At 68.4% G+C, this 21,128-nt stretch carries 19 protein-coding genes and 1 pseudogene; 10 read left to right on the top strand and 10 right to left on the bottom strand.

Annotation, left to right across the window (positions count from 1 at the left end; translation table 11 throughout):
* Positions 1 to 124: 124 nt before the first annotated feature.
* The 3 genes from ML01_RS13755 to ML01_RS27310 all read left to right on the top strand — a co-directional run bounded on the left by ML01_RS13755 (position 125) and on the right by ML01_RS27310 (position 987).
* Positions 125 to 325, top strand: coding sequence for a BrnT family toxin (locus ML01_RS13755; protein ID WP_254045249.1), 201 nt, complete (start codon positions 125 to 127; stop codon positions 323 to 325).
* An 89-nt stretch (positions 326 to 414) separates the two neighbouring features.
* On the top strand, positions 415 to 669 hold the full coding sequence (locus ML01_RS13750; RefSeq protein ID WP_058555973.1) for a BrnA antitoxin family protein: 255 nt from the start codon (positions 415 to 417) through the stop codon (positions 667 to 669).
* A gap of 129 nt (positions 670 to 798) precedes the next feature.
* Positions 799 to 987: a BrnA antitoxin family protein gene (locus tag ML01_RS27310; protein ID WP_082674261.1), complete on the top strand. Its 189-nt coding sequence runs from the start codon at positions 799 to 801 to the stop codon at positions 985 to 987.
* A 91-nt stretch (positions 988 to 1,078) separates the two neighbouring features.
* Here ML01_RS27310 and ML01_RS13745 read toward each other — a convergent pair whose 3' ends face one another.
* The 8 genes from ML01_RS13745 to ML01_RS13710 all read right to left on the bottom strand — a co-directional run bounded on the left by ML01_RS13745 (position 1,079) and on the right by ML01_RS13710 (position 8,438).
* Positions 1,079 to 1,264 (bottom strand): hypothetical protein, encoded by a 186-nt coding sequence (locus tag ML01_RS13745; RefSeq protein WP_058555972.1) that lies wholly within the window; start codon positions 1,262 to 1,264, stop codon positions 1,079 to 1,081.
* A 22-nt stretch (positions 1,265 to 1,286) separates the two neighbouring features.
* Positions 1,287 to 2,153 carry a hypothetical protein gene (locus tag ML01_RS13740; protein ID WP_058555971.1) on the bottom strand — a complete coding sequence of 289 codons (867 nt, stop codon included), beginning with the start codon at positions 2,151 to 2,153 and terminating at the stop codon, positions 1,287 to 1,289.
* A 194-nt stretch (positions 2,154 to 2,347) separates the two neighbouring features.
* Complete coding sequence (locus tag ML01_RS13735) at positions 2,348 to 2,533, bottom strand: hypothetical protein (RefSeq protein WP_058555970.1); 186 nt, start codon at positions 2,531 to 2,533, stop codon at positions 2,348 to 2,350.
* A 56-nt stretch (positions 2,534 to 2,589) separates the two neighbouring features.
* A complete protein-coding gene (locus ML01_RS13730) occupies positions 2,590 to 2,853 on the bottom strand; it encodes a hypothetical protein (RefSeq protein ID WP_216819179.1) in 264 nt (87 codons plus the stop codon).
* Between the two features lie 116 nt (positions 2,854 to 2,969).
* Positions 2,970 to 3,224, bottom strand: a complete 255-nt coding sequence (locus tag ML01_RS13725; protein WP_058555968.1) for a hypothetical protein — start codon at positions 3,222 to 3,224, stop codon at positions 2,970 to 2,972.
* A complete protein-coding gene (locus ML01_RS13720; RefSeq protein WP_058555967.1) occupies positions 3,208 to 3,483 on the bottom strand; it encodes a BrnT family toxin in 276 nt (91 codons plus the stop codon). Before ML01_RS13720 ends, ML01_RS13725 begins: the two co-directional genes overlap by 17 nt.
* Before the next feature lie 367 nt (positions 3,484 to 3,850).
* Positions 3,851 to 7,003: an efflux RND transporter permease subunit gene (locus ML01_RS13715; RefSeq protein ID WP_058555966.1), complete on the bottom strand. Its 3,153-nt coding sequence runs from the start codon at positions 7,001 to 7,003 to the stop codon at positions 3,851 to 3,853.
* 61 nt (positions 7,004 to 7,064) lie between these two features.
* Positions 7,065 to 8,438 (bottom strand): efflux RND transporter periplasmic adaptor subunit, encoded by a 1,374-nt coding sequence (locus ML01_RS13710; RefSeq protein WP_058555965.1) that lies wholly within the window; start codon positions 8,436 to 8,438, stop codon positions 7,065 to 7,067.
* A gap of 398 nt (positions 8,439 to 8,836) precedes the next feature.
* On the opposite strand from ML01_RS13710, the gene ML01_RS13705 reads away from it, so the two are divergent.
* The 3 genes from ML01_RS13705 to ML01_RS13695 all read left to right on the top strand — a co-directional run bounded on the left by ML01_RS13705 (position 8,837) and on the right by ML01_RS13695 (position 13,857).
* Positions 8,837 to 10,069 (top strand): exonuclease SbcCD subunit D, encoded by a 1,233-nt coding sequence (locus tag ML01_RS13705; RefSeq protein WP_082674259.1) that lies wholly within the window; start codon positions 8,837 to 8,839, stop codon positions 10,067 to 10,069.
* 9 nt (positions 10,070 to 10,078) lie between these two features.
* Positions 10,079 to 13,180, top strand: coding sequence for an AAA family ATPase (locus tag ML01_RS13700; protein WP_058555964.1), 3,102 nt, complete (start codon positions 10,079 to 10,081; stop codon positions 13,178 to 13,180).
* Positions 13,181 to 13,656: 476 nt separating this feature from the next.
* Entirely contained in the window at positions 13,657 to 13,857 is a 201-nt protein-coding gene (locus ML01_RS13695) for a hypothetical protein (protein ID WP_162268023.1), read from the top strand.
* Positions 13,858 to 14,244: 387 nt separating this feature from the next.
* Here ML01_RS13695 and ML01_RS13690 read toward each other — a convergent pair whose 3' ends face one another.
* Together ML01_RS13690 and ML01_RS13685 are read right to left on the bottom strand one after the other, a co-directional pair.
* The gene (locus ML01_RS13690; protein ID WP_082674258.1) at positions 14,245 to 15,087 is read right to left on the bottom strand and encodes an N-formylglutamate amidohydrolase; all 843 of its coding nucleotides are present in this window, start codon (positions 15,085 to 15,087) and stop codon (positions 14,245 to 14,247) included.
* Positions 15,084 to 15,902 carry a transglutaminase family protein gene (locus ML01_RS13685; RefSeq protein ID WP_058555962.1) on the bottom strand — a complete coding sequence of 273 codons (819 nt, stop codon included), beginning with the start codon at positions 15,900 to 15,902 and terminating at the stop codon, positions 15,084 to 15,086. Before ML01_RS13685 ends, ML01_RS13690 begins: the two co-directional genes overlap by 4 nt.
* Positions 15,903 to 16,311: 409 nt before the next feature.
* Between ML01_RS13685 and ML01_RS13680 the strand changes: the two are divergent.
* The 4 genes and pseudogenes from ML01_RS13680 to ML01_RS13665 form a co-directional block, all read left to right on the top strand.
* Positions 16,312 to 17,819, top strand: a pseudogene (locus ML01_RS13680) (type I restriction-modification system subunit M); the annotation flags it as partial.
* Positions 17,820 to 18,181: 362 nt separating this feature from the next.
* The gene (locus tag ML01_RS13675; protein ID WP_058555961.1) at positions 18,182 to 19,474 is read left to right on the top strand and encodes a restriction endonuclease subunit S; all 1,293 of its coding nucleotides are present in this window, start codon (positions 18,182 to 18,184) and stop codon (positions 19,472 to 19,474) included.
* A gap of 4 nt (positions 19,475 to 19,478) precedes the next feature.
* Positions 19,479 to 19,976, top strand: coding sequence for a DUF4365 domain-containing protein (locus ML01_RS13670; protein ID WP_058555989.1), 498 nt, complete (start codon positions 19,479 to 19,481; stop codon positions 19,974 to 19,976).
* Entirely contained in the window at positions 19,954 to 21,108 is a 1,155-nt protein-coding gene (locus ML01_RS13665) for a hypothetical protein (RefSeq protein ID WP_058555960.1), read from the top strand. Before ML01_RS13670 ends, ML01_RS13665 begins: the two co-directional genes overlap by 23 nt.
* Positions 21,109 to 21,128: the final 20 nt, after the last annotated feature.

The raw sequence follows: 21,128 nt of genomic DNA, 5'->3' as shown, positions 1-21,128 counted from the left end.
GTTGTCCGCCCGGCCCGCCGCTGGCGCACGTATGCTCCCGGTCGCGAGCGCCGCAGGTCAAGCGGCCTCGGCTCTCAGGCGGCAGGGGCCAACTTTGGACATTTTTGTACATACAATAACCTGCATGCACATCACCTTCGATCCGGCCAAGGACAGCTTGAACATCGCCAACCATGGCGTGTCGCTGGCGGTGGCCGAGCGCCTGGAGTGGGATCTGATCTGGGTGAGCGAAGACACCCGAGAAGCCTACAGCGAACAACGCCGGATCGGCTTCGCGCTCATCGGCCAGCGGATTCTATTGTGTCGTGTTCACGGAAGCGCATGACTGCTATCGCATTCTCAGCTTACGTGAGGCAACCAACCGTGAAAAACGCTCCTACATCAATCACCTCTAAGTCCGGGCGGGTTTTTCTCTTGAACAGCGACGAGGAAGACGCCCGTATCCGCGAGGGCATCGCGGCGGACCCGGACACGCATGAGCTGACCGACGAAGAGCTGAGCCAACCGCAGCCGGCGGCGCGCACGTCCGGTCGCCCGAAAGCCGATACACCCAAACAACCGATTTCCATTCGGCTCGCGCCCGAAGTGGTCGAATACTTCAAGGCGGGCGGTCCCGGTTGGCAGACGCGCATAGATGCGGTTTTGCGTGAGTATGTAGCGTCCCGATGAATCAACCCACACTGACGTAGGAGGCTGCGTAAAAAACGTGGTCCGTCCCTAGTTTTCGTCCCTAGTTTTCGTCCTAGTTTTCGTCTAGTTTTCGTAAAAAACGTGGTCCGTCCCTAGTTTTCGCATGAGCTGACCGACGAAGAGCTGAGCCAACTGCAGCCGGCGGCGCGCACGTCCGGTCGCCCGAAAGCCGATACACCCAAACAACCGATTTCCATTCGGCTCGCGCCCCAAGTGGTCGAATACTTCAAGGCGGGCGATCCCGGTTGGCAGACGCGCATAGATGCGGTTTTGCGTGAGTATGTAGCGTCCCGATGAATCAACCCACACTGACGTAGGAGGCTGCGTAAAAAACGTGGTCCGTCCCTAGTTTTCGAGCTCCTAGGGTGATCCTGGTGTGCCGGCGAGGTTACCCCAGGCAACAGCGCAATTCGTAGGAAGGCAGATACCGCTCGCCGCGGTCTTGGATCACAGCGAACAGGTAGCGGAAGTCGGCGCAGGTCAGGCCGGTGACGAGGCACGCGAGGCGCAGCGGGACGGGCTGGCGTGGCTCGCCGCACGTTTCGTCCTCAATGTGCAGGGTCGGGATCGGCACCTGCCAATCCCGCTGTCGGCGGTTACCGCAGCACGTCTTCTAGGCTGTTCTCGGTAAGAACCCGGCCGGACCAGCGGAGCAGGGTGTCCGGATCTGCTCGCTCGATGCGTTGGCGGATCTCGGTGCCGATCGTGCCGAACTTCTGCTCCAACAGATACACCACGACGTTGGCCTCGCCAAGCTGGATGCCTTCTTCTCGCATTCGGGTGGAAAACGACTGCATGGTCTTGGTCTCCTCGGGATAGTCGCGTTCGTACTGCTCGCGTTCGGTGTCGCTCAGGTTCGCGTAGATGTCCACGAAATCGGCATACTTCAGCCGCTTGTCGGGGTCGGGCTCCAACTGCATCAGGCCGCGCAGGGCCATGGCGTAGACGGCAACGCGCTCGCTCGGATCGTAGCGCATGTTCGGCAGGTTGAGCCGGGCGACGATGTTGTCGCTGTCGCGCCAGTTGCGCCAGTTCAGTTCCGGCAGGCTGCACGAGAGGTAGCGGAACGCCAGGTAGCGGTGGTGGTCACCGCCGAGGATCAGCTCCTCGGGGCGCTGGCCTTGGCGCAGGAAGATCGCGACGGGGACGACTCGGTTCGTCTTGAACAGCTCCGAGAGGTCCAGGCAGTAGTGCGCCAAGCGGTGGATCGAGAACTTGGACGTGTCCGACTCTTCCTCCAGCACCAGCAGCACGGCTTCGCGGCGGCCGTCGGGCCATTCGACCAGCAGCGGCACGTCCAGCTCCCGAAACCGATCGCCGAGCCGTTCCTTCAGTTGCTCCTCACGGATCGGGATGATGCGCACGCGCTTGTCCACGTGCGCGGCATCGGCAGCGGCGAAGAACTGCACCGCGGCGTGCGGGTAATCGACGATCAGGTTCTTGAAGTTCTGGTCGTGGCTCATCGGTCTCCTTGCGTGTCGGCGCGGCTCGGGGGCGAGTATAGGAGCACGGCACGGGTGAAAACAGGCAGTCCGCGGCGACCTTGCGCCCTCGCCCCCTTACCCTCGCCCGCCCGTGGCGCAGAGCGCCGGCAGACGGGCGACACCGCTGGGGCGGTGTCGCCAGCTCCTAGGGTGATCCTGGTGTGCCGGCGAGGTTACCCCAGGCAACAGCGCAATTCGTAGGAAGGCAGATACCGCTCGCCGCGGTCTTGGATCACAGCGAACAGGTAGCGGAAGTCGGCCCCGGTGAGGCCGGTGACGAGACAGGCGAGCCGCAGCGGGAGGGGCTGCCGCGGCTGCCCGAGTGCTTCGTCGTCGACGTGTAGGGTCGGGAGCGGCAACAGCGGCTTCGCTGGCGGTGGCGGTTACCGCAGCACCTCGTCGATGTTGTCTTCGGTCAGGACCCGCCCGGACCAGCGCAGCAGGGTGTCGGGGCGTCTGCCTCCTCGATGCGCTGGCGTACCTCTTTGCCGACGGCGCCGAACTTCTGTTCCAGCAGGAACAACAGCATCTCAGCCTTGCCTTGTTGCTTGCCTTGTTGCTTGCCTTGTTGCTTGCCTTGTTGCTTGCCTTGCTGCTCGAATCGGGTCTGAAAAGAAACCATGGTTCGGTTCTCCTCTGGATATTGGTGTCGGTACGTTTCGCGCTCGATGTCTGCCACGTCCGCGGAGGAAGACCTGCCGGTACCGCCAATGCCGAAGGTCGCGTGAAGATCAAGCTCGACGAGAACCTCCCGGCTGCCCTGATCGTGTTGGCACAACAGATTTGGCGAAACGGCTATTGCGCTTCCGGCTCCGCCTCCAGGTAGCGCTCCAAAGCATGGTGCAGGATGGTCCGGTAATCGTTGCCCGAGCGTTGCGCACAGGCGACAAGGCGCGCCAGCAACTCGTCGTCAACTGGTACCGTGATTTCTTGGCCAGACGCGTGCTCGGCCTGCAATCGCGCCAGTGCCGAAATCGCCTTGACGGGTTTGGCATCGGCGAAATCCATCTCGGCGAAGCGCTCGTACGCGGGATCAGAACTGTTGCTCATAGCGTTTACGCTGCGGTTGGTTGGCTTTCCATGCGGAGATCAAGCGAATCCGATCTCCACGCTCGGTCCATACAACGATCAAGAGACGAGCCTGTTTGCTCAAGCCGAGGGTGACGAACCGTTCCTCGCCGTCTGCATCCGTATCCTCGTGCGTCAGCGCATGCGGGTCGAGCAAGGCCGTTGCAGCCTCGGGGAAGGTCACGCCGTCGTGGATCAGTGGGTTGCGTGCGGCTTTCTCGGGGTCGTATTCAATCTGCATGGGGGCGGCCCGGCCCGTAGCGTGCGTCGCTGATATCCTGTGCCGCCTCTGCGCGAATGAACGGCAAGATGGACGTTCAGTCCTGCGTACTCAGATCGGTCGATGTTGGAGTGTGTCCGTCACCCCATCGGATGCTCTTCTTGCGTACGTTAGGGCGACAGACGCATGGAAGCAACCGCATATCGTCGGGACGGCCGGCTGATTCTAGGCAGGCGCGCGGGCGCTTTCCGGGCTGAACGGACGTGCCTGCGAAGATCCCAAGACCAAGCGATCATGCGCCCAAGGCGGACTGAAGTCCGACCTTCCCAAGGCTGCCGACTGAAGTCGGCGTACCCAGTCGCCGGCGCGACACCGGCGCGCTCCCCGGTCAGTCGGCGGACGCTGACGCGGGCTGCTTGGGCTTGCCCCCCAGCACGGCATTGACCTTCTCGCGCACCCCTTGCACCAGGAAATACGCGACCGGGATCAGCAGGATGCCGATGACGGTGGCGGCGAGCATGCCGCCGAAGACGGCGGTGCCGAGGGCGACGCGGGAGCCGGCGCCGGCGCCGGTGGCGACCAGCAGCGGCACGATGCCGAGCAGGAACGACAGCGCGGTCATCATCACGGCGCGAAAGCGCAGCCGTGCGGCCTTGAGCGCGGCGTCGAAGATGCTCAAACCCTCGCACTCGCGCTGCTCCTTGGCGAATTCGACGATGAGGATGGCGTTCTTCGCGGCGAGGCCGATCAGCATGACGAGCCCGATCTGCGTGTAGAGGTTGACGTCGAGCCCGCTGACGCCGGTGGCCGCGAGCGCGCCGAACACCGCCACGGGCACCGCGAGCAGCACGGCGAGCGGGATGGACCAGCTCTCGTACTGCGCGACGAGGAACAGGTACACGAACAGCAGCGCCAGCGCGAAGATGAGCGGCGCCTGGCCGGCGGCCTGGATCTCCTGGTAGCTCATGCTGGTCCACTCGTAGCCGTAACCGCTCGGCAGGTCGGCGGCGGCGGCCTGCTGCATGGCCGCGATGGCCGCGCCGGAGCTGTAGCCCGGCGCGGCGGCGCCGGAGATGTCCGCGGAGCGGAACAGGTTGTAGCGCGAAATGATCTGCGGGCCGGTGCGGGTCTCGACCTGCGCCAGCGTCGCGAGCGGCACCATGTCGCCGTTGCGGCTCTGCACGAAGAGCCTGAGGATGTCGGACGGCTGGTCGCGGTACTCGCCCTCGGCTTGCGCCAGCACCCGCCAGGTGCGGCCGAACTTGTTGAAGTCGTTGATGTAGGTGGCGCCGAGCTGGGACTGGAGCGTGGCGAACAGCGCGCTCATGGGCACCTGCAGGGCCTGCACCTTGTCGCGGTCGATGTCGACGTAGAGCATCGGCACGTCGGCGCGGAAGGTGCTGTAGGCGCTGCCGATGGCGGGCCGCTCGTTGGCGGCGATGACGAAGCCGCGCATCACGGAGGCCAGCTCTTGGATGCTGCCGCCGGTGTAGTCCTGCAGCACGAAGCTGAAGCCGCCGGAGGCGCCGAGCCCCGGAATGGCCGGCGGCACGAAGGGGATGATGCTGGCCTCGGCGGTCTCGGCGGCGATGCGCCGGGCTTGGGCGACGATGGCGCCGAGGCGCAGGTCGGGCGTGGCGCGCTCATCCCAGGGCGCGAGCACGGGGATGACGAGTGCGCTGTTGGAGCCGAAGGCGCCGCTCAACAGCGAATAGCCGACCACGCTGATCACGTCCGTGACGCCGGGGATCTCGAGTAGCTGCTGCTCGACGCGATCGAGCGCCGTCTCGGTGCGCGCGAGCGAGGCCGCGTCCGGCAACTGCACCTCGATGAAGAAGTAGCCCTGGTCCTCTTCCGGCAGGAAGCCGGACGGCAGGCTGGTGAACAGCCACACGGTGGTGCCGATGATGGCGGCATAGAGCAGCGCCATCAGCGCCGCGCGCTTGAGCGTGGTCTGCACCGCCGCGGTGTAGCCGCCGGTGAGCTTGTCGAAGCCGCGGTTGAACCAGCCGAGCCAGCGCACCGGCTGCTGCCCGGGCTTGAGCAGCACGGAGCACAGCGCCGGGCTCAGGGTCAGCGCGTTGATGGAGCTGATGGCGACCGCCACCGAGATGGTCACCGCGAACTGCTTGTAGAGCTGCCCGGTGATGCCGGGCAGGAACATCACGGGCACGAACACCGCGAGCAGCACCAGCGTGGTGGCCACCACGGCGCCGCCCACCTGGTCCATGGCCTTGGCGGTGGCGGCCTTGGGGTCGAGCCCCTCCTCCGCCATGAGCCGCTGCACGTTCTCGACCACGATGATGGCGTCGTCCACGACGATGCCGATCGCCAGAATCAGCGCGAACAGCACGATGGTGTTGAGCGTGAAGCCGAACACCGCGAGCAGCGCAAAGGTGCCGATCAGCGACACCGGGATGGCGATGCCGGGGATCAGCGTCGCGCGCCAGTCGCCCAAGAACAGGAACACCACCAGCACCACCAGCAGCACGGCGATGTAGAGCGTCTCGACGACCTCGTCGATGGAGGCGGCGATGAAGTTGGTAGTGTCGTAGAGGATGGCGTAGTCCAGGTCGTCCGGGAAGCGCGTCGCCAGCTCCGCGAGCGCCGCGCGCACGCCGTCGGCGGTGGCGAGCGCGTTGGCGTCGGGCGTCTGGTAGACGGCGAGCACCACCGACGGCTGGCCGTTGAGCCGCCCTTCGGCGGAGTAGGCCTGCGCGCCCAGCTCCACGCGGGCGACGTCGCGCATGCGAATCGCCGAGCCGTCCGGCTGCATGCGGATGATGATGTTCGCAAACTCATCGACCTCCGAGAGCCGCCCCTCGGTGGTGACGGTGTATTGGAACTGCTGCTCCGTGGGCGCCGGCGGTGCGCCGATCTGCCCCGCCGGCACCTGCACGTTCTGCTCGGCGACGGCTTTCTGGATATCGGCCACGCTGACGCCGAGCGCGGTCATGCGGTCCGGCTTGAGCCAGAAGCGCATGCCGTAGTCCATCACGCCCATGATCTCGGCCTTGCCGACCCCGTCCACGCGCCCGAGCCGGTCCTTGACGTTGATGGTGGCGTAGTTGGTCAGATACAGGCTGTCGAGCGTCCGGTCCGGCGAGAACAGATTCACGATCAGCAGCATGTTCGTGGACTGCTTCTCGGTCTTCACGCCCTGGCGCTGCACATCCTGCGGCAGGTTCGGCAGCGCCGTGGCGACGCGGTTCTGCACCTTGACCTGCGCCATGTCCGCATCGGTGCCGATCTCGAACGTCACGGTCAGCGTGTAGCGGCCGTCGTTGTCGGACTTGCTGGACATGTAGAGCATGCCCTCGACGCCGTTCACCTGCTGCTCGATGGGCGCGGCGACGGTCTGCTCGACGACATCGGCGCTGGCACCGGCGTACTGGGTGCTGACGCTGACCGTGGGCGGGGTGATGTCGGGGAATTGGGCGACGGGGAGGCCAACGAGCGCGAGCAGGCCCGCCAGCGTGATGACGATGGAGATGACGAACGCGAACTTCGGCCGGGTGATGAAGAACTTCGACAACGGCATGGCGGGCTCCGGCTGGGGCTCTGGGTGCGTTCGGCTGCGCTGGGCTGGGCGCTGTGCCCGGCTAGTCGGCGGCGGGGTCCGGGGCGATCGCCGGCTCGGCGTCGGCTGGCTCCGCGTCGGCCGGCTCGACAGGCTCCGCGTCGGCCGGCTCGACATCGGCCGGCTCGACATCGACCGGCTCGGCCGGCTCGCCATCGGGCACCTCGGTGCCGTCCGGCGGAAGCTCCGCCGTCGCCTGTGCCGCCGGGTCCGACGGGCCGGCGCTAAGCTCCGGCGTCACCTTGAGACCCGGGCGAACCTTCTGGATGCCATACAGCACAACGCGCTCGCCGGCTGCGAGCCCGTCCACGACGACGACGTTGGCGCCGAACCGCTGCCCGGTGCGGATGCGGCGGGCTTGCACCACATCATCGTCGTTCACCAGCAGCACGTAGCTGCCGCCCTGGTCCGTCAGCATCGCCGCCTGCGGGAGCAGGATCGCGTCCACCGCGTCCGCGCGCTCGATGATCACGGTGGCGAACTGCCCCGGCAGCAGCAGCCCGTCCGGGTTCGGGAACTCGGCGCGCACCTGCACCGTGCCCGTCGCCTCGTCCACCTGGTTGCCGACGAAATCGAACCGGCCCGGGTGCTCGTACAGGCTGCCGTCCGCAAGCCGGAGCCTCGGCACGAAGGCCACCGTATCGACGTTGCCGCCTTGCTGGCCGCGCTGCCGCGCCTGCCTGGAGACGTTGAGGTACCAGGTCTCGGCGAGCGAGAAGCCGACGTAGATCGGGTCCATGCGGTTGATGGTGGCGAGCACGCCTGAATCCGGCCCGATGAGGTTGCCGACGTCGAAGGCGGCGACATCGATGCGCCCATCAATGGGGGCGGTAATCTTCGTGTACTTGACGTTGAGCTCGGCCTTCTGCACGTCGGCGCGGGCGGTCGCGACGGCGGCCTCCTGCACCAAGACCTCGGCCTGCGCCTTGTCCACTTCCTGTTGGCTGACGTTGTTGTTCTTGCGCAGCTCCTGGTAGCGCTTGAGGTCCACCTGGGCCCGGTTCAGCGACGCCTCCGCCGCCGCGAGCGAGGCCTCGGCCTGGGCGAGCGTGGCCTGGTACTGATCCGGCTCGATCTCGAACAGCGTCTGCCCCGCCTGCACGTCGCCGCCGTCTTGGAAGCCACGCTGCTCCAGAAAACCCGTCACCCGGGCACGTAAAGCGACCGATGCCTGCGCGCTGGTCTTGCCGACGAACTCGCTGAAGGGGTTGACGCGCTCCTCGCCGACTTCGATGACGCCGACGGCGGGCGGCTCGGCCGCCTGCTCGCTGGGCGCTTCGGCACCGCAGCCGGCGAGCAGCAGCATGGCGGCGACAAGCACCGCTGGCCTGCACAGGGAACGGCGAGCCGCGCTGTGCTGGCGCGCGTCGATGCAACCGGAGGCGGAGAGCGTCATGCGGTGTTTGTCCTCTGCGACAGGTGGGCGCCGGCCCGAGTCGCAGCGACGGCTTCGGCCGACAGCCGCGCGTCGAGCAGGCCAGAGGGCCGGGATCATAGCATCGGCACCCGACCGGCGCCGCGCCGCGCCAGGCTGCCGCCGACGCTCCATTGCGATGGCCCGGCGTCGCCGGCAACCGACGCGTCGCGCCATCGACGCCGCCCCGGCCCCGCGGCCGCTCGCGCCGGCTCGCCGTTGCCGACCCGATCGTTGGTGAACACCGCGCCGCAGGGGCGCTATGATTGGCCGCTCAGGCCTTGCACCGGCTGCCCCGTGGGCAGGCCGCCGCATCCAAGCCATCCGCAAGCACCGACCGACCAAGCACCCACCGACCAAGCACCGACCGCTCGCAAGGGATGCCGTTTCGCCTACTACACACCGCCGACTGGCACCTAGGCCGGGTCTTCTTCAACGTCTCGCTGCTGGACGACCAGGCGCACGTGTTGGAGCAGCTCGTGGACCTCGCCCGCGACTGCCGTGCGGACGCGCTGGTCATCGCCGGCGACGTCTACGACCGCGCCGTGCCGCCAGCCGACGCGGTGCGGCTGCTGAACGAGACGCTGACCCGACTGGCGCTGGACCTCGATCTCGCCGTCGTCATCATCGCCGGCAACCACGACAGCGCCGAGCGCCTGGGCTTCGGCTCCGCGCTGATGGAAGAACGGCGCTGCTACGTGCGCGGACCGCTCGCCGGCGGCCTGGCGCCGGTGGAGATCAGTGGCCGCGACGGCGCCGCCCGGCTGTTTCCGCTGCCCTATGCCGAGCCCGCGCTGGTGCGCGAGCTGCTCGGCGCGACGGACCTGACCAGCCACGACGCGGCGCTCGCGGCGCTAATCACGCACCTGGGCGCGCTGCCGAACGACCTGCCCAACATCGCCGTCGGCCACTGCTTCGTCGGCGGCGGCGCGGTATGCGAGTCCGAGCGCCCGCTCTCCGTCGGCGGCGCCGGGCAGGTCGCCGCGGAGCGCTTCGCCGGCTTCGACTATGTCGCCCTCGGCCATCTGCACCGCCCGCAGGCCTTCCGCGACGCGGATGGGCAGGAGCGCGTGCAGTACTCCGGCTCGCTCCTGAAGTACAGCTTTTCCGAGGCGACCCATGCCAAGTCCGTGAGCCTGGTGGAGCTGGGCGACGGCCCGCCGCAGGTGACTCGCATCGCGCTCTCGCCGCGGCGGGATCTGCGCATCGTCGAGGGACACCTCGCGGACCTGCTGGCCGGCCCGCCTCCCGGCGAGTCGGCGCAGGACTATCTCCTGCTGCGCCTGCTCGACACCGGCGCCCTGCTCGACCCCATGGGCCGGCTGCGCACGGTCTATCCCAACGCGCTGCACCTGGAGCGCCCGGCGCTGGCGCAGGCCGGCGACGGCCGCACGCCGAGCCGCGAGCAGCTCGCCCGCGGCGACGAGGCGCTGTTCGCGGACTTCTTCACCGAGGTCACGGGCCAGGCGCCGAGCGACGCGCAGCGCGACGTGCTGCACGCGGTGCTGGCGGACCTCGCGCGGCAGGAACGCGAGGCCGCGCCGCCGACCTTTGGCAGCGACCCAGCCGGCAGCGATCAAGCCGGCAGCGGCGCCGGCAGCGAACCAGCCTGACCCGCCGCCATGCGCCCGCTCAGGCTCAGCCTCCAGGCCTTCGGCCCCTTCGTGGAGCGCCAGACGCTCGACTTCGGCGTGCTCGGCGACCACCGGCTGTTCTTGATCGCCGGCCCCACCGGCGCCGGTAAGACCACGCTGCTCGATGCCATTGCCTTCGCCCTCTACGGCGCCTCCTCCGGCAACGAGCGCGATGCCGAGCAACTGCGCAGCCAACAGGCCGGCCCGGAGCGCCTCACCGAGGTGCGCTTCGACTTCGCCATCGGCCGGCGCCGCTACCGCATCCATCGCCAACCGCGGCAAGAGCGCGCGAAGCTCCGCGGCGAAGGCACCACCACCGAGCCCGCCGCTGCAACGCTGTGGGAGCGCACGGACGCCATTGATACCCCCGCCGATACCCCCGCCGATGCCCCCGCCGAAGCCGCCGCGGACGGCCGCGTGCTCGCGAGCGGCTGGTCGAAGGTCACCGAGGCCGTCGAAGGGCTCATCGGCTTTCGCGGCGAGCAGTTCCGCCAGGTCATCCTGCTGCCCCAGGGACGCTTCCGCGAGCTGCTCACCGCGGGCGCCCGCGAACGCGAGCAGATCCTGGAGACGCTGTTTCGCACCGCCCATTACGCCCGCCTGCAACAGGCGCTGAAGACGCACGCTGCCGGCATCAAGTCCGCCGCAGAACGGCTCGGCATTGAGCGCGCGACGCTGCTGAAGAACAGCGGCTGCGACGACGAGGCGGCGCTCGGCACCCGCATCGAGGCCCTGCGCACCGATCTGCTGCGGCTCGAGGCCGACGTCGGCGCGCGCAAGCTCGCCGAGCAGCAGGCCAACAGCGCGCTCGTCGCAGGCCGCGACGCCGCCGAGAAGCTCGCGGCCGTCGGCAAGGCCCGTGCCGACGTGCAGGCGCTTGCCGAACGGCAGCCCGCCATCGACGCCCGCCACGCGGAGCTCGACGCCGCCCGCCGCGCCGACGCCCTGCGCGATCTACATGCCCAGCTCACGGGCCAGCGCGACGAGCAGACCGGGCTCGCACGGACGCTCAAGGCCGCCGCCGCCGAGGCCGCGTCGGCGCGGCAGCAGGGCGCAGGCGCCGCCGAGACGCTCGCCCGCGAGGAGGCGCGCGAGCCCGAGCGCCGCGGGCTGCAGCAGGACATCCACCGCCTGGACGCGCTGCAGGCCAGCGTCGCCGCGCTGGCTGAGTCGCGCGCGCAGCTCGCCCGGGCCGAGGCCACCGCGCAGTCCGCCGAGCAGGCCGCGACCATCGCCACCGCCGAGGCGGAGTCCGCACAGCAGGCCCAGCGCGACGCACAGGCGCGCCGCGAGCAGCTCGCGACCCCGGCCGCGCGCCGGGAGCTGCTGCAGAGCCGCCGCGACGACCTCGCGCGCAAGGCCGAGCAACGTCGCCGGCTCGACGCGCTGGTGGCCAAGCGCGCGAAGCTCGCCGACGGCGTCATCGCCGCCGAGCGGGCCACGGCCGATGCCGAGCAGGCGCTGCGCGACGCCCGCGACCGCCACGAGCTGTTGCTGCGACGCTGGCGCGACGGTCAGGCGCAGCACCTCGCCGGCACGCTGGCGCCGGGCCTGCCCTGCCCCGTCTGCGGCGCCACCGAGCACCCGGCGCCCGCCGTCGGCGACACCGACATTCCGGACGAGGCGACCCTCACCGTCGCCAAGACCCAAGCCAACGCCGCCGAGGCCAAGCTCGAGCGCGTGCGCCGGGCGCAGGCGGAGCTGATGCCGCAGCTCGCCGCCGTGGACACGGAGCAGCAAGGGCTGAACGCGTTGCTGGGCGACTGGCGCGAACGCGGCGCAACGGAGCTCGACGCCGCGCTGTTGACGCTGCGCCAGGAGCTGACCCAAGCCCAGGACGCCGCCGACGAGCTGGCCCGCCTCGACCAACTGCGCCCCGCGCTGGAGCGGCGCGTCGCCGACGCCGAGGCCGCGTTGGCGCAGGCCCGCACGGCCGAGCGCGCGGCCGGCGAGCTGCTGGCCGCCGCCCGCCGCAGCTTCGCCGAGCGCAGCGCCGACATCCCCGAGCCCTGGCGCGATGCGGACGCGCTGTCGGCCGGCATCGACGCGCGGCGCCGCGAGCTACAGCAGGCCGAGCAGGCGCTCACCACGGCCCGCGACGCCGCACAGCGCACGGCGCAGGCCGAGGCCGCCGCCGCATCGCGCCACGCAGCGCTGACGCAGCAGCTCGCCGACAGCGCGGCGAAGCTGGCCACGGTGCAGGCCGAATGGCAGCAGCGCCGCCACGAGGCCGGTTTCGCCGCCGACGCCGACTTCGCCGCGGCCCGCCGGGAGGCCGCCGCCCAAGCCGAGCTGGAGGCCGGCATCAGCGCCCATCGCGAGGCCCTCGCCGCGGCGCAGACGACGCTCGCCAATGCGGAGGCCGCGGCGCAGGGCTTGCGCGCGCCCGATGTCGCGGCGCTCGCCACCGCCGCCGAGCAGGCAACCGCCGCGCGCGAGCAGGCGGAGGCCGAGCGCGGCAAGGCCATTGCCGAGACCACACGCCTGACGCAGCTCGCCATGGAGCTTGCCGGGCTCGCCAAGGCCCTGGACGAGCATCGCGCGCGCTACGCGGTGGCCGGGCGCATCGCCGAGGTCGCCACCGGCGACAACCCCTACCGGCTCTCCTTCCAGCGCTTCGTCCTCGCCGCGCTCTTGGACGACGTGCTGCGCGCCGCGAGCGAGCGCTTCCTGGCCATGAGCCGCGGCCGCTACCGGTTGCTGCGCAGCACCGAGGCCGGGGACCTGCGCAGCCTGGGCGGCCTCGACCTCATCGTCGAGGACGGCTACACCGGCAAGACCCGCCCCGTTGGAACGCTGTCCGGCGGCGAGGGCTTCCAGGCCGCGCTCAGCCTCGCCCTCGGCCTGGCGGAAACCGTGCAGGCCTACGCCGGCGGCCTGCATCTGGACGCCATCTTCATCGACGAGGGCTTCGGCAGCCTCGACCCCGAGGCCCTGGAGCTCGCCGTCGACACCCTGATGGATCTACAACAGGCCGGCCGCCTCGTCGGCGTCATCTCCCACGTGCCGGAGCTGAAGGAGCGCGTCGACGTGCGCCTTGAGGTCAGCGCCGGCCGCGGCGGCAGCGCCGCGCGCTTCGTGCTGCCCTAGATTGCTTGACGACGCCGACTGTTGCGTCGGATTGCCCAAGTGCGTCGAAATCCAAATCCAAATCGAAATCGGGATCGGGATCGGTCGCCACTCGGTTCGATTTCGATAGCGATTTCGATACCGATTTCGATAGCGCGGAGCACGACTCGTCGGTCTGAGGCGAATCCTCGTTAGTGACTGCGTCGCAGACGTCCCGAGACCGTCGCGGATCGTCGCGGGGCCGGAGAGCCGACCTCCCGGTCGGCGCCTCGCGACCGCAGCGCATCCTGCTCCGTCGCCGTGTTGACCTGGAGGTCAACACTCCAGTCACTCCGTCCCGCCCCGCAACACCACCACGCGCCCCGCCAGCGCCGGGGCGTCCCGCCCCGCAAAAGCCTCAATCACCGATCTCAACAGTCGGTTAACCCATGCTTGCCACAGGGTCTTTGGCTGCGGCACTATGCGCGCACCAAATACTCTGCATTGAGGAATCAATGATGCTGGCCGTCCACGAACATCGCGTCTGCACCCTCGCGCATCGGATGGGGCTTCGGCTGTTGCGCGTCAACGACGACGAGACCCAGCCGCCGCGCTACCGGCTGGTGGAGCCGCACTCCATGACGCCGGTGCTGCCGGGCGCCGCCGTAAGCGCGGACCTTGAAGAGCTGGAGGATTGGCTGCTGCTGCCCTGGGAGTGAGCCCGCAACGGGCCGGCGCACGGTGCGTCGCCTTGGCAGCCCGCTCGTTGCCGCGAGTGGGGCCGAGGGCCGAGGGCCGAGGGCCGAGGGCCGAGGGCCGAGGGCCGAGGATGCACTCGCGACACCGCTCCTGCGGTGTCGCGCGTCCGCGGGCGCTCTGCGCCCCGCTGCGCCGAGGCATGGGACGCGCCCATTCCGACCGGCGCTGAGGCAGATGCTCCGATAAACCGATCGAAAAGAGGGCAGGCGTCGCGCTTCTCGTGGCCCGGTGTCATGTCGTGTCGATCGCGATAGCGATCCCGATATCGATTTCGAGAGCGATTGCGTACCGGTAATTTCTGAACCGTCACGTACCGAGGCAGAGCCTCAGCACGTGCGAGATCTCACCTACCCGGCCAAGCCGAGCTCCCCGCCGCCCCGCGAAGCCTTGCCGACACCCTCATACGCCTGCGCGAGCCGCTCCACCCATGCCGCGACCTGCGCCGGCGCGGCGATGCCGTCCTGACGAATCTCGATCATGACGTGGGCAATGCCGCGCCGCTCGCCGTGGGTGGGCAGCGTGAAATCGTATTCGTCCTCAATCGCATAGGGCTGGTTGTCGCCGATGAGCAGATCGCCATGCCGCGCCAGAGCCTGTCGCAGAAGGCCGGCGAGCCGGGCATCGCGCCCATAGGCCAAGCCCACCGGCCAGGGCCGCGACAGGCCCGCGAGCGTTGGGGTGAAGCTGTGCAGGCTGATGAGCCGCAGCCCCGGATCGGGGTGCGCGTCGAGCCAGCGGGCGATCGCCCGGTGATAGGGCAGGAACAGGCCCGCGATGCGCGCGCTGCGCTCGGCGGCGGTCAATCCCAGGTTGCCAGGGATCGAGACCCCGTCGCTTTGCTCGGGGATGAGCTCGGGGCTAGCGAGCGGGCGATTGAGATCGATGGCCAGGCGCGAATAGCCCCCCAGGATCAGCGGCGCGTCGAGCCGCACCGCGAGCCCGCGTGCAACAGCCGCCGCGCCCGGGTCCCAGGCGATGTGCCGTTGCAGCAGATCACCCGTGAGCCCCAGGCCGGCGAGCCGCCGCGGCACGCGGTTGGAGGCATGGTCGCAGACCAGCAGCGCATTCGCCCTGCCTTCGGGGTTGACCATCGCAAACGCCGACGCCTCGTCGGGATCGAGCAGCGCGGGAGCCGTCGCCGCCTCCGGTTGCGCATGCGACCACGCGCCCCAGTGGGCCTCGCCGGTCATCCGCCGCCCGTCCGCACCTCATCCGTCCAAACCCGAAAGCCCGTCAGCGTGGCCGCACCGAAGGCGTTGCTGAGCGGCACATCCGCGGCGTCGCGGCCCCGGGCGATCAGGATGCGTCCGATGCGCGGGGCCAGGTTGCGCGGGTCCAGCGTATGCCAGCGCCCGCCCAGGTACACCTCCAGCCAGGCCGAGAAGTCCATGGGCTCCGGCGCGGCCGGGACGCCGATATCCCCCAGATAGCCGGTGCAATAGCGCGCCGGGATGTTCATGCAGCGGCAGAACGTAACGGCAAGGTGCGCGTAGTCCCGGCACACCCCGGCGCGCTCCTGGAAGACCTCCAGCGCGGTCTTGGTGGCGCGGGAATACTGGTAGCCAAAGGCGATGTGTTTGTGCACGAACTCGCCGATGGCCCACACGCGCGGCCAGCCCAGCGGCGTCTGCCCGAACAAGGACCAAGCGGTCTCCGAGAGCCGATCGGTCTCGCAATAGCGGCTGCCCTGGAGAAACACCAGGGTGTCGGCGGGCAGGTCCTCGACGGCGTGCTGTATCGCCGTGGGATCGACGACATCCGGCAAACCGTTATCGTTGATGCTGGTGTCCGTGCCGATGCGGATCTCCCCCGGCGGCGCCACCAGCCGGCTGCACCAGTTGCCGAAGCCGTCGCGATAGGCATCGATGGGCACGGCCGGCTGGGTGCGGATATGGTCCGGCGCCAGCAGGTCCGAGGCCCGGCTGTAATGGACGTTCAAGGTCAAGATCATCGGTGTGCGCTGCGGGCAGGTGTAGACCAGCTCACAGCCGATTCGAATCTGCATCGGTCGACTCCCGGCGCGCTCGCCCGGTGGTTTTCGAGCCGAGAACAAGGCTCGGCTCGCGTGAAACGCGGATGAACGCAAGTAAAGACCCTCGCCCGCGGCCTGGGCAACGCCCGGCCGCTCCTGGGGTTGCCAAACAGCGCCGAGCGGACCGACGCACCGCAGCAGGCACAGCCCGCCGCGGTGGTCGGCTGCCATGGTCACACACTTCGGCCTGCGGTGGGCGGCGACGAGCCTAAGGGCCGAGGGCGAAGGGCCGAGGGCGCTCTCCTCGACCCTTGGCCGAACGACCGCCCGAGCCCCGCTTCGGCTACACTCCCGCATGACACGGCACGGCACGGCGCCGCACGGCACGTGCCTGCACACCGACCGGGCCGGACCCGGCGGCGCACGGCAGCAGAGGCAGCACATGGCGCAGCGAGCAGCACCGGGCGCCGGCAACGGCGCCCACCTCGGTTTCGAGGCCCAGCTCTGGGCCGCGGCGGACAAGCTCCGCGGCAACATGGAGCCCAGCGACTACAAGCACGTCGCCCTGGGGCTGATCTTTCTCAAGTACATCTCGGACGCCTTCGCGGCCCGGCGCGAGCACCTGTTGCGCGACGCCGCGGACCCGGCGAGCTTCTACTTCGTCAAGGACGAGGCCGCCCGCTACACCGTCGCCGAGGATCGGGACGAGTACACCGCCGAGAACGTCTTCTGGGTGCCCAAGGTCGCCCGCTGGTCGCACCTGCAGGCCAACGCCAAGTCCCCCGGCATCGGCAAGCTCATCGACGACGCGATGCTGGCCATCGAGGCCGCCAACCCGTCGTCGCTCAAGGGCGTGCTGCCGAAGGACTATTCTCGCCCGGCGCTGAACAAGGTCATGCTCGGCGAGCTGATCGACCTCATCAGCGGCATCGCCATGCGCGAGGAGGCCGACCGTTCCCGCGACATCCTCGGGCGCGTCTACGAGTACTTCCTGGCCGGCTTTGCCGGGGCCGAGGGCAAGCGCGGCGGCGAGTTCTACACCCCGCGCTCCGTGGTGCGGCTGCTGGTGGAGCTGCTGCAACCCTACTCGGAGCACAAACGGGGCGGGCGGGTCTACGACCCCTGCTGCGGCTCCGGCGGGATGTTCGTCCAGTCCGAGCAGTTCGTCGAGGAGCACGGCGGGCGGCGCGGCGACATCGCCATCTACGGGCAGGAGAGCAACGGCTTGTTCAGTGATTTGGCACCTGGCGCCTGGCCAGGATGAACCTGGCGGTGCGCGGCATCGACGCCGACATCCGCTGGAACAACGAGGGCAGCTTTCACCGCGACGCGCTGCCGGACCTGCGCGCCGATTTCATCCTGGCCAATCCGCCCTTCAACATCTCCGACTGGGGCGGCGAGCGCCTGCGCGAGGACGCCCGCTGGGCCTACGGCGTGCCGCCGGTGGGCAACGCCAACTACGCCTGGCTGCAGCACATCCTGCACCACCTGGCCCCCACCGGCACCGCCGGCGTGGTGCTCGCCAACGGCTCCATGAGCACGCAGCAGTCCGGCGAGGGCGACATCCGCCGCGCCATGGTCGAGGGCGACGTGGTGGACTGCATGGTGTCCCTGCCGCCGCAGCTCTTCTACTCCACGCAGATCCCGGCCTGCCTGTGGTTTCTGGCTCGCGACAAGCGGGCTGATCAGAAAGGGGGGCGCAAGGACGCCCGCGACCGCCGCGGCGAGGTGCTCTTCATCGACGCCCGCAAGCTCGGCCACCTGGTGGACCGCACCCGCCGCGAGCTCTCGGATGACGACATCGCGCGCATCGCCGGCGCCTACCACGCCTGGCGCGGCGCGGACGGCGCCGCCGCCTACGCCGACGAGCCCGGCTTCTGCAAGGCCGCGAGCCTGGAGGAGATCCGCGGCCACGACCACGTGCTGACCCCCGGGCGCTATGTCGGCGCCGGCCTTGATCATCATTCCGGCCAAGCGACGGGCATGGCAGGGGGCCGAAGGAATGCGCCTGTTGTCCCGCGCCATCAACGCAGCCACTGGCGCGACGACTCTCTCTCTGGTGACACCGCTCCCGCGGTGTCACCGCCTCCCGGCGCTCCGCGCCCACCCGCCGCGCTCGCTGTCCCAAGGCCGCTGCCGACCTCGTCGCCCCGTTACACCCCGCGGGGCGCAGAGCGCCGAAGAGCGCGTGACACCGCAGGAGCGGTGTCACGAGCAGAACCTCGGGTCATCGCGGCCGGTACGATGATCAAGGCCTCGGCGCCGCGGCGGTCGAGGACGACGGCGCCCCCTTCGCGGAGCGCTTCGCGGAGTTGAAGGCGAAGCTCGATGAGCAGTTGGCGGAGGGGGAGGAATTGGGGGCGTTGATTCAGGCGAAGTTGGGGGGGTGGTGGTTGATGGGTGATTGGATCGAAACCACTATCGGCGCCCAAGCGGCGATTCAACGTGGTTTTGATATCACGAAGGCGCAGCAGCGCCCTGGATCTGTGCCAGTTGTGTCATCTGGCGGCGTTACAAGTTGGCATGATGAGGCAATGGTGGAAGGGCCTGGCGTTATTCTTGGTCGCAAGGGAGTAGTTGGCAGCGTCCACCGCGTGAAAGGTTCGTATTGGCCTCACGACACCACGCTTTGGGTGAAAGACTTCCACGGCAACAACCGGACTTTTGTCTATTACTTCTTTCGATGGCTCGCGCCGCAGTTGGCTGCCATGGACGTAGGCTCTGCTAATCCAACGCTCAATCGGAATCACGTGCATCCGATTAAGGTCCGTTGGCCATCTTTGGCGCTGCAAGCGCGCATCTCGTCGCTGCTGGAGAGTCTCGACGACAAAATCGAGCTAAACCGCCAGACCAACGAGACGCTGGAGGCGCTGGCGCGGGCGATCTTCAAGGACTGGTTCGTGGACTTCGGCCCCACGCGGGCCAAGGCCGAGGGCCGCTCGCCCTACCTCGCCCCGGCGCTGTGGGACCTGTTCCCGGATCGGCTGGATGCGGAGGGGAAGCCGGAGGGGTGGGACGTAGCGTCCTTGAGCGATATCGCCGATTTGAACCCGGAATCCTGGACGAAGCGGAATGCACCGGAAGCTGTGGACTACGTCGATCTTTCCAATACCAACTGGGGCACGATCGAGAAAACGGAAACGCACGCCTGGGAGTCAGCACCGAGCCGGGCGCGTCGCATCCTCAAGCCCGGCGACACTATTGTCGGGACCGTCCGGCCAGGTAACGGCTCCTATGCGTTCATTGCGCAAAATGGCCTAACCGGCAGCACCGGTTTCGCTGTGCTACGGCCGAAGTCTCCCCGTGATCGCGAGCTGGTTTGGCTCGCCGTTACTGCTCCGGAAAACATCGAACGGCTTGCCTTCCTTGCAGACGGTGCGGCTTATCCCGCAGTGCGTCCCGACGTTGTGGCCAACACCGAGATAGTCCTACCGGAACCGCGGGTCATCAACGCCTTTTCCGATTCCTGTGGCGGGCTGCTGGACAGAATTGAGTCCCATAAGGCGGAATCCCGCACCCTCGCCCAAACCCGCGACCTCCTCCTCCCCAAGCTCATGTCCGGCGAGGTCCGCCTGCGCGACGCCGAGCAAGCGCTGAGGTACTGATTTGATGGACGCAAACACCCGCAAAGAGCGCTTTTCTCTCGCCTACATCAGTGCGGTAGCGGCCAAGGCCGGCTTCGATGTGGTGGAGCCGAAGGTGGACACCGACAGCATTGACGGAATGTTGATCTCGCACGCCGGACGACGCCCGCGCATCGAGTTCCAGGCGAAAGCAACGTCAAGGGAGGTGCGCGGGGAGGATGACATCGCGTTTCCGCTGTCCATCAAGAACTACGACGATCTCCGCGCAGACGTGATCGTGCCGCGCATCCTGATCGTGGTCGTGCTGCCGATGGTCGAAGAGGACTGGCTGACCCAGAGCGAGGACGAGCTCGTACTGCGCCACTGCGGCTATTTCCTGTCGCTTTACGGCCAGCCGGAGAGCGAGAATACCGCCACCGTTACGGTCCGCATCCCGCGGACGAACCGCTTCGACCCGGCTATGCTCGAAGCCCTTATGAACACTGCCGCTCTTGACTACGATGCGACTCGAACTGAACGATGAGGCCGCGCTGAGGCGCCTGCCCTGGGGCGACCTCAAGTCCTACCTCGAGGCGCAAGGCTGGGTGCAGGTCGGGCGCATCCGCGACAAAGCGCTAGTCTACGAACCGGGGGAGCGAACCAGCGGGGCGGTGGAGATTTTGGTGCCGGCGCGGGACGACGTCGGGGACTACGCGTCGCGGATGGCGGAGGCCTTGCAGGTCTTGGCCGATGTGGAGCAGCGCTCCGTGCTGGCCGTCTATCAGGATATCGGGACGTCCGGGGCCGATGTCGTCCGGCTTCGGGCGCCTGGCGGGGACGCAGATGGCGCCATCGCCATCGAGGACGGCGTGATTCTCTATCGGGAGGCCGAAAACCTCATGCTGTCGGCGGCCTGTGCTGCTGTTGACCGTCGGCGGAACTACCACCTGCGCAAAGTCGCGGAAGCGACGAACTACCTTAAAGCCGTCCGCCTCGGGCCGAGTGAGCGCGGCAGCTACGTGATGACGTTGTTCTCTCCGGTACAACCGCGACTCGGTGGGCAGCAGCGGCCGGAACTTGGGGATGAGCCCTTTGCCCGCATCGTAACGCTGCGTTTGGCCGGTGCCCTCGTGGCCGCCAAGCGTGCGGCTGATCTGGCGGTTGCCGACAACTCGTTCGCCCCCTTCGATGCCGCTGTCGCAGACGGCGTTAGCGCCAACCTGTGCGAGGCAGTGGCCCGTCTCGCAGAAGCTGCTGGCGGCATCGACGTTGGCGTGTTTTGGGCACGCACCCGGCCGGCAGGCCGAGTCAATCAGCGCATCCATTTCAGCTCTGATGTCGCGGATGTCCTGCTTGAGGCGGCAAGCGTATTTCGGCGCTCCGAGCCGCTGTCTGATGAACGCCTGACTGGCTTTGTCATTGCGTTGGATCGGCCCGTGGACCAATTCGACGGCAGCGCTACATTGCGCGTGGTGATTGACAGCAAGCCTCGGCGCGTGAAGGTGCACTTCGAGCAGGCCGTTTATCCGCTCGTGATCCGCGCCTTTAAGGAGAAGCTGGTTCTCTCGCTGTTGGGTGATCTGTACCCAGTCGGGCAGCGCTGGGAATTGCGAAACCCTCGGGAGATTGGCGTAGAGGAAGATCAGGATCCCAGCGTCGATGATCCCGCGGCTTAGAGAAGGTCGCCCGGCGGATC

Source organism: Thiohalocapsa sp. ML1 (assembly GCF_001469165.1).
Lineage (GTDB): Bacteria > Pseudomonadota > Gammaproteobacteria > Chromatiales > Chromatiaceae > Thiohalocapsa.
Note: the sequence above shows the minus strand (reverse complement) of the source record. Positions and strands in the feature narration are given on the sequence as shown.